The sequence below is a fragment of the Coleofasciculus sp. LEGE 07092 genome (assembly GCF_015207375.1).
Classification (GTDB): domain Bacteria; phylum Cyanobacteriota; class Cyanobacteriia; order Cyanobacteriales; family Coleofasciculaceae; genus LEGE-07092.
Genome location: NZ_JADEWY010000084.1, coordinates 24,255 through 30,775, shown reverse-complemented (window position 1 = coordinate 30,775; position 6,521 = coordinate 24,255). Strand labels below are relative to the sequence as shown.

At 46.6% G+C, this 6,521-nt stretch carries 6 protein-coding genes; 2 read left to right on the top strand and 4 right to left on the bottom strand.

Features of this window, described 5'->3' with window-relative positions:
• Positions 1-152 precede the first annotated feature (152 nt).
• Entirely contained in the window at positions 153-2,480 is a 2,328-nt protein-coding gene (locus IQ257_RS19380) for a PAS domain-containing protein (protein WP_193875448.1), read from the top strand.
• Positions 2,481-2,735: 255 nt separating this feature from the next.
• Here the strand turns inward: IQ257_RS19380 and IQ257_RS19375 are convergent, their stop codons facing one another.
• Positions 2,736-2,954: a hypothetical protein gene (locus IQ257_RS19375; RefSeq protein WP_193875450.1), complete on the bottom strand. Its 219-nt coding sequence runs from the start codon at positions 2,952-2,954 to the stop codon at positions 2,736-2,738.
• 94 nt (positions 2,955-3,048) lie between these two features.
• On the opposite strand from IQ257_RS19375, the gene IQ257_RS19370 reads away from it, so the two are divergent.
• On the top strand, positions 3,049-3,384 hold the full coding sequence (locus tag IQ257_RS19370) for a hypothetical protein (RefSeq protein WP_193933164.1): 336 nt from the start codon (positions 3,049-3,051) through the stop codon (positions 3,382-3,384).
• Here the strand turns inward: IQ257_RS19370 and IQ257_RS19365 are convergent.
• The 3 genes from IQ257_RS19365 to IQ257_RS19355 all read right to left on the bottom strand — a co-directional run bounded on the left by IQ257_RS19365 (position 3,340) and on the right by IQ257_RS19355 (position 6,479).
• Positions 3,340-3,780: a bis(5'-nucleosyl)-tetraphosphatase gene (locus tag IQ257_RS19365; RefSeq protein WP_193875452.1), complete on the bottom strand. Its 441-nt coding sequence runs from the start codon at positions 3,778-3,780 to the stop codon at positions 3,340-3,342. The two genes, IQ257_RS19370 and IQ257_RS19365, sit on opposite strands and share 45 nt — an antisense overlap.
• A 228-nt stretch (positions 3,781-4,008) precedes the next feature.
• Positions 4,009-5,574, bottom strand: coding sequence for a serine hydrolase (locus IQ257_RS19360; protein WP_322744397.1), 1,566 nt, complete (start codon positions 5,572-5,574; stop codon positions 4,009-4,011).
• A 119-nt stretch (positions 5,575-5,693) separates the two neighbouring features.
• Entirely contained in the window at positions 5,694-6,479 is a 786-nt protein-coding gene (locus IQ257_RS19355) for an RNA methyltransferase (RefSeq protein ID WP_193875454.1), read from the bottom strand.
• Positions 6,480-6,521 lie beyond the last annotated feature (42 nt).

Sequence of the window (6,521 nt, the reverse complement as noted above, 5' to 3'; positions counted from 1 at the left end):
CCCCATCTCCCACACTCCTGCACCCCCGCTCCAAACCAGTCCGCAAATTCAACCTTTTGGTGTAGTTATCCTGGTTTTATTTTGTTTAGATTTATAACAAGAAAGGTGATTAAGAGGGTGTATCTAAATCTCTTAATAAAATAATTACTTCTATGACTTCCAGTCTTAGTCAAAAACTCAACCGCAACTCATGTGATGGTAGGCAGAAGGAAACATTAGCCATGGAGTCATTCTGGCTGTACGAGCGTGCCTTGACAGCTACCAACTGTGGCATCGTCATCAGTGATGCTCGTCAAGTAGATCATCCTATCATTTATTGCAATCCAGCATTTGAGAAAATTACCGGTTATTCCCAAAACGAGGTAATCGGGCGTAACTGCCGATTTTTGCAGGGAGCGGATACTGATCCGGAGGCGGTAGCGCAAATCCGGCAATCGCTGCGATCGCACCAAGAAGTCCGGGTGGTGTTAAAAAATTACCGAAAAGATGGCACCCCCTTTTGGAATGAGCTAACCATTTCGCCAATCCAAGATGCGAAGGGTTGTCTAACCCACTTTATTGGCATTCAAACTGATGTCACCGAGCGTCACCAGGCTCAAGAGGAACTGCGACGTAGTAACGCCTTCCTGACAGCGCAGCAGGAAGCCGATCCGGAAGGGGTGGTGGTGATGGATGAAAAAAGAATGATCACCAGTTACAATCGCCATTTTTGTCAAATGTGGAACATCCCCGAAGCGGTAATAGAATCGAGCGATCGGGAAAAACTACTTGAGTGTATTTTACCGTTGATTTCTGAACCGCTAAAGGTTTTCAGTGTGCTGGAATATCTCGATCAGAATCCTAGCTTAACTCAACGGGATGAAATCTTACTCAAAGATGGACGAGTTTTCGAGCGCTACTTAGCCCCCGTGCGATCGCCGACTGGTATCTACTATGGCAGAATTTGGTCGTTCCGCGACATTACAGAGGGCAAACAAACTGAATTGAGATTGAGGCAGCAGGCGACTCGCGAAAAGCTACTCAGTGGTATGAATCAGCGGATTCGCCAATCGTTGAACCTTGATGAAGTTCTGAATACGGCAGTCACAGAAGTTCGGCATTTTCTGGCTTGCGATCGGACGCTGATCTATCGCTTTAATCCTGATTGGACGGGAACTATCACCGTCGAGTCAGTAGGTGAAAAATGGAGTCCTACTCAGGGAGTCAAGATCGAAGATAACTGCTTTAAAAAAACACAAGCTTCTTTTTACCAAAAAGGTCATATTTCGGCTGTTGAGGATATCTACAACGCCGATCTAACCCCCTGCCATATTAAATTATTAGAACAGTTCCAAGTTCATGCTAACCTGGTCGTTCCTCTCTTGCAAGGAGACAAGGTCTGGGGACTGTTGATTGCCCATCAGTGTTCTGGAACGCGGCAATGGCAGAAAGAGGAAATAGAATGTTTGAAACAACTCAGCGTGCAGTTAAGCGTTGCGATTCAGCAAGCGGCATTGTTTGAGCAACTCGCTGATGAATTGAGGGAGCGGCAAGCGGCTGAAGCGGCATTGCGAGAGTCGGAAGCTAACCTGAAACAGAAAGCAGCCGAACTCGAAAAAACACTTTATGAACTCAAACAGACTCAACTCCAGTTGATTCAAAGTGAAAAAATGTCGAGCTTGGGACAGTTGGTTGCAGGCGTTGCCCACGAATTGAATAACCCCATCACGTTTATCTCCGGCAACCTCACCCATGCGAATTATTACGTTCGCGATCTACTGGAATTGGTACAGCTTTATGATCAGCATTATCCCCAACCTGTACCCGAAATTGCAGCGTTAACAGGAGAATTTGACCTAGAGTTCTTAAAAGCAGATTTTCCTAAGCTTCTCCATTCAATGGATATGGGGGTTAACCGCATCCGAGCTATTGTTAACAGCTTAAGAAATTTCTCACGACTCGATGAAGCGGATCACAAAGCTGTGGATATTCAGCAGGGAATCGAAAATACGCTGTTGATTTTGCAGCACCGTTTAAATCCTGAAAAATCGAATATCCAGCTCGTCAAAGAATATGGCAATCTGCCATCCGTTGAATGTTACCCAGGACAGCTCAATCAAGTATTTATGAATCTCCTTAATAATGCTATTGATGTTCTAGAAGAAGCTGAAGAAGAGAGAATCACGCCTGGAACAGGGGAACAATTCTCAACTCCTACCATTTGGATTCGGACTGAAGTATCCAAGCAAAACTCCATTATTATTCGCATCGCCGACAATGGTTCCGGTATACCTCAAGAGTTGCAGGAACGGATTTTCGATCCCTTTTTTACTACCAAAGCCGTAGGAGAAGGTACAGGTTTAGGATTGTCTATCAGCTATCAGATTGTAGTGGAAAAGCATGGCGGAAAATTGCAGTGCTTTTCTGAACCGGGAGAAGGTACAGAGTTTGTAGTAGAGATTCCCCTTATTCCTTTTACTCATCCGGTAGCAAAAACTTAAAAAGGTTTAATGGCAAAATCACCACCTGACCTGCAATGCTGTTATAGAAAGTATCAATTACTAATCCGGAGTCACGCAAAAGTTGGAAGAAAATGGACATCCAAAATTTTTCGCTCCACTGACATTAGCTCCCCTCTCCCAGAATTGAGAGAGGGGCTGATGGTGGGGGCTTAATTTGACACCAATAACGGTGGTGTACTCCTCCCCTATTTAGTTTGGATGATACGAGTGGGATGCACCCAATGACTCAACTCTTTATACTACCTTCACAAATCCGTGCCTCACCCCATAGATCATGCGAGTAATTGCATCTTCATGATCTACACTGAAGGAATTATCTAAAGGGGCTGTTATCACATCATACCAATCAGAAGAGCTAATCTGGCCTTGCTTCATAGTTTCGGCAAACAGTTGACTCAACCGAGAGGAGGTATTGCCAATTTCCCATAAACGGGCTTTGCGGGTAAGTGCCATTGTTCCCCAATCTTAAAGAAAACTTTATAATGGTCTATTTCATAGTTTAACCCAAATCTCCAAAAATGTTCTATAAATCGGCACTCATAAGCCGATGAATGAACCTAATCCCAGTGATCGTGTACTTCAATCACGCCAAGCAGAGACTGTAAATCGAAATTGCGATATTGCGATCATAACCCCTCAACCAGATACCAGAACGGATAACAATCAAATCTCCTTTCGCGATCGCACAAATATGGCGCTCCCCATCACCAGTCGTTCACTCCACCTGGCAAAAGTCACCGCGATCGCGAAACTCTTGCAGTTCGCCCCCATCCCTATGCAGCGCATCCCACAACTGTTCCTCCTCACGTCGAGCAGAATACTGCCGATGCCTTCTATACTAGTTGAGACGTTTTGCTGTATTTTCCAACAAATACCGCTCTAACTTACCCAGAAGCGGATCAATAGTTTTTTTCTGGATAAGGTGAGGTGGATTCCATTCCACCCATTGATAACTGCTATGTTCAGTCAGTTGCACCGTCACTTTTTGCTCTAACCAGCCGAGAAAGATTACCACTGTCTTCTCGATTTTTTCTTTACCATAGCGCTTGTAGCGGGTTTTATAGGTATTGGTAAAGCGAAAGGTTCGATCTAGTTTTAAAGCACTCGCCGGAATCCCTGTTTCCTCATGAAGTTCCCGCAGGGCACAGTCCCATTCATCTTCACCCGTTTCCATATGACCTTTTGGCAAGTCGTAGCGGTGAGGATGCTGCATCAGCAGGAAACTCAACTGTGGTACAGTACGCATCACAATGAAGCCACAGGACTTAAATTGTCGCATAGCAGGACGGGATAAAGAAAGGATTTAATCTAGAGTATTACACGCACTTTGACAACTGCAAAACTCAAAATCTCTTCTCGAAGGACAGAATTTGGGTTTATTGAGAGAAACATGAAGTCCAATTAAATAATCTATCTCTGTACCTAAATTCATTTGCTTTGAATAGTTTAAAAATACTGAAAATCTATAGCTCCCCAGCTCTGACGCCGCCCTAAGGTGCAACCACCCTTATCTCGTGGCAGTGCTATTGGGAGGTATAGAGGTTGTCGTGGGAGTAGCACGGGGTTGGTTGAAATAGTCATACACACTGCGGGAGATTTTGCGGATCAACTCAGAAGCACTGGCATCGTTGTGAGGGCGCTTAACCATGGCAACAATAATGTAACGCTTGCCACTGAGCATATCCACCAAGCCAGCATCAGCAATCATAGAACCGATATCACCGGTTTTGTGAGCAATGGTAGCACCCGGATTTAATCCTTTGGGTAGGAGCGAATTGTTAACAGTACGCTGCATAATATCCAATAAACGATCGCGCGATCGCAGAGACAGCAACTCACCTTGATTAACGGTAGACATCAAACTCGCTAAATCTCTGGGACTTGTCGTGTTTGTCCCTTCCAAATCCGGCAATGGGTTGTTGATAGCCGTTGAAGTCAAACCCCAAGAACGGAACCGTTCGTTTAGTGTTTGTGCGCCACCCAGTTTTTTGATAAGCATATTGGTGGCGGTGTTATCGCTAATTGCGATCATCTTAGTTGCTACTTCCAGCGCCGTGTATTGACTTCCCGGTTTTTTGTACTGCAAGTCTCCTGAACCCGTGGCGATTACATCTGGTTCCAGGGTTAAGGGTTCATCCAAACGAATTTTACCCTGATCCACATCCTGAAAAAACGCTACCAGAATCGGTATCTTAATCGTACTCGCCGCTGGAAAGATGGAGTGACCCTCCCAGTCGAGGTAAGCCCCCGTATCGAGATCAACAACAAAAACACCCGGTTGCAAGTTAGGGCTTTGCGTTGCCAAACTTTGAAGCTGGGTTTTTAAACCAGGGATTTCTTGACGCAGGGGTAGTGCGGTGGAATTGTTGGTTGTACTCGGGCTTTCTTGAGCTTGCCCTGTAGCCCTATCCTTAGCATTGACGGAGAGTTGGCTAGCCGGATCGAAAGCAGATAATAGAGTTCCCACAATCGCACCAATACCAATTCCCAAAATCAGTAGGCGAATCAGATAAATTAGCAAACCGAAGGGGCGTTTTTGCTGACGCCTAGTACGGCGAGTTTTTTGAGTCGGGGGACTTTTGACTTTTGACGATTGTCGCTCCCGTCTAGCACCCAATCCCTTAGAGGCAGTGTGAGAGCCAATAGGTTCCCGACGCCGTCTGAGGCTATCTCTTGGAGGGTTTAGGCGTTGGGCAGTCGGTTTTTCAACAGTTGGGCGTCTGCGACTTGTATTAGGGTTTTTTAGTCCAAGTCTGGGTAGCTGAAGGCGGCTTACCCATCCTAACCGTGACTGCCGCAACTGGGGGCGACTGCTGGAGAGAGGGGGAAGTTTAGTTGGGTTGATTTTTGCCGATCTCAGAGGCACGGGCTTAGGTGGTACTGGTGCCTGTAAACCCCGCTTGATAAAACGTAGCCTCGTCCGTTCCAGGCTGGGATCAGGCAGTGAAGACGGTACGGAAGTCCGGCTTCGAGGGTGACGCTCTGGACTGCAACGCAGGCGAGAGCGGCGCTCTCGTCGTTGATCTTGTTCCGAATTTTCAGGCTGATGCCTATTACCCATAGACGCTGCCACCGATATACCTCCAACACAACTCACGCAAACTACAGATGGGCAGAACAGTTGTTATCCTTCCTGCCAGAATTTTACCGATCCACACTCAATACCTCAATTGGCGATCGCATTTTCCTATTTTAGGATTCCTTTGGTTCTGAGCCATCACCCACACCTGGCTTTGGCAGAAATTGTAGCGCCCATTCCGTCTGACGGAGAATCCCCCTGAGCATTGCTACTTCTGTTGCTGTCGGCGTCGCTCGGTGCAACAGCCGTCGGAACTTTTCCATCCTGGCACCAGCCGTATGGGGATAAAGATAACCGATCTTTAGCAAAACGGCTTCTAGGTGCTGGTAGTAACCTTCCAAGACATCTAACGGAGCCGAGGATACGGGGGAATCTTGTAAAGACACGGGGAATTGGAGCTGGGGAGGGGGAGTAGTAGATGCCATCTGATACAGTTCGTAACAGCAAATAGCAACGGACTGAGCCAGGTTTAAGACAGAATACTCCGGACTGGAGGGGATACAAACAAATCGTTGGGCATAATTCAGTTCCGTATTGCTCAATCCCCTGTCTTCGGGACCAAAAATTAAGGCAGAGTTCACCCCAGGTTCCAAGAGCCAAGGCAGTGCCAAACGCGGGGGTTCCAGTTCAATGGGAAGGTTTCGGGCGCGGGCAGTCGTTGCTATCGCTCGCTGACACCCTACTAAAGCATCGGGCAAGGTTGCCACCTGCTGGGCTGTTGTTAAGATATCTTGACCGTGAACAGCCATTTGTCGCGCTTGTTGATCGAGGGGGTTGCAATGGGGATTGACTAACCAAAGTTGGTGTAACCCCATATTTTTCATCACACGAGCAACTGCCCCAACATTCAGGGGCCCTGCGGGTTCTACTAAAATAATCCTGACACTCGTTAATCCCATCTCCAGCCTTACTTTTGAGGCGATATATACTAACTTAGCTAC